This window comes from Pseudomonas sp. P4_C3, from assembly GCF_056402075.1.
The window spans coordinates 1-1,886 of sequence record NZ_JBFUIC010000538.1 but is presented as its reverse complement, the minus strand read 5'-3'; the positions used below and the strand labels follow the sequence as shown (position 1 = coordinate 1,886).

The window sequence follows — 1,886 nt, the reverse complement described above, 5'->3', positions numbered from 1 at the left end:
GCCATCAGGAGCTCCTGCCTTTGATAGCGGCGATTCTACCCATTTCGGTGTTTCAAGGGTTTTCGTACAGAGCCTAAGGAGGTGCTGATTAATTCAAAATTCAGATATTGCCCCCTTATAAATCAAGGCTTGTAGGGCGCCTTGGGGGCGAAAAGCCGAGTAGATCAGCGTTTCCCTCAGTTTATGCAGGTGCGAMTACACTCAGCATGAGTAGCCACTACGAATGTGTGAGCCAATGCAGGAGATACAACGAATGGATATTACATTAAAACTATTTATTAAGTGGTGTTTGCTAGTGTCATTGAGTGCTGTTGCTAGCTTTGTTGCCGCCGTGCTGACGGACTATAGTGGTGTAGTAAAAATAATAGCGATGTTGGCCGGGATTATCTCTTTTGCCTGTATTTATACCTTTATAGAGGCATGGGCGATTTTGAAGATGAAGCATGAATTTTTGACGTCGCTAAAGGTGGGAGTGCTGGTCAAAGTAGCACTGCAGTTAATTCCTGCCATCGAGGTTTTTACAGGGGCGTTTGCAGTGTGGCTTGTTGATTTATTGAATGTTCATAATCATTTTGTTTCGGTGTATTTAAAAACTATGGTGACGGGGTCATTGTTATCGCTTGTCGTATTCGCAATTGCGGCACTGTATGCTTATCTTGTAAGAAGGTTTGGGGTGTCCGCGACACGCATTGAAAGAATTATATCGTGAACGAACAGATAAAAAGTTTACTCGAGTGGGCTCGCTCAAAGGTAGAGGTGGGTGCAGTAGTCTCTTTGCTTTTTGCAGTGGCAACGTATATTGGTAATTATTTTTATACCAGCTACTTTGATTTCTATTTTATTAATGGTTCCGATATAAAGATTCCCGTGGCAGACAGTATTCGGACTTTTGTTGTTATATTTTTTCTGGCCGGGCTTGTCATCTGGATGGTTGTCAGCTCGGAAGCTAGGAAGAAAGAAAGTTTTAGTAGGGCATTGTGCGATAATGTACCACTTTTCATTGTCCTTTTTTTGTTTAGTGGCTGGGCCATAAACATATATTGGAGTAATGTGGAAACTTTGTCGGGTTGGCTCTCGGGGGCACTAAAAGACAGTGCGTTACGCGAGCAGAATGAGCAGCTTACTCATCAAGTTACTCACTTTCTGAAGTGGTTTTTGTTGATTGGGCCATTGCCTATTTCGTTGGTTGTTGTCCTGCTGCTGTCGTTTAGAAGGTTTTCTTTTTCTAATTTTCTGATGAGTCTCTCTGTCGGGGGGCGCTTTCTGATTCTGTTAGTGTATGTTTTTCTAGCTTTGGACATGGCCCGTGCGTGTGGGAGAATTGTCGGATTTCTCGAGTTTTCAGGCGCGTTAGATAAGCCGGATATAGTTATTACACTTAGTGATGGGAGTAGGTTTCAGGACGGGCATCCTCTGTATCTGATCGTGAAGTCAGAAGGCGTCTTCTATGTGGCAGAAAGAGCTAAAAGTGTTGATTTGAAGAAAACCTGGCAAGTGCCGCAGTCGGTTATTAAGCATGTTGAACTAAGCCCTAAGAAAGCAAGTTCGCAAAATATTATGGGTTATTTTCAATAAATCTACGGGTGGGGCAAAACAGTGTTTGTCCGTTTTTCTTTTCTTTGTTGGACATGAAGAATGGTACCTGTCTACCTCCACAGAAACCGAATGCATATTCGTCAAACTCTGTCACAGAGCTCACTTTATGATCAGTTGTTCCAATCCATCATCGGCCTATCGCATGTGCTGATGACGGATAGAGGCTTACTCGGGTGTTATAAATACCGCAAGCGTCATCTTGATGAATTCTTCATTCCGGTCGATGGCCTCCAAGGCGCCACGTACGTTGTCGGCGACGTCGGCTGCCCCGCGCTGCTCAACCCAGTTCG

General features: G+C 44.0%; 2 protein-coding genes. Both read left to right on the top strand.

The genetic code is table 11. The features are described from left to right. Positions 1-253 precede the first annotated feature (253 nt). Positions 254-709 carry a hypothetical protein gene (locus AC1DVH_RS30350; protein WP_477756902.1) on the top strand — a complete coding sequence of 152 codons (456 nt, stop codon included), beginning with the start codon at positions 254-256 and terminating at the stop codon, positions 707-709. After that, on the top strand, positions 706-1,575 hold the full coding sequence (locus tag AC1DVH_RS30345; protein WP_477756901.1) for a hypothetical protein: 870 nt from the start codon (positions 706-708) through the stop codon (positions 1,573-1,575). The genes AC1DVH_RS30350 and AC1DVH_RS30345 overlap by 4 nt, the downstream gene beginning before the upstream one ends. The last annotated feature ends 311 nt before the right edge of the window (positions 1,576-1,886 follow it).

Bases quoted from the DNA above. Each gene is read 5' to 3' on its own strand.
- AC1DVH_RS30350 (WP_477756902.1), top strand. From the start codon at position 254: ATGGATATTACATTAAAACTATTTATTAAGTGGTGTTTGCTAGTGTCA.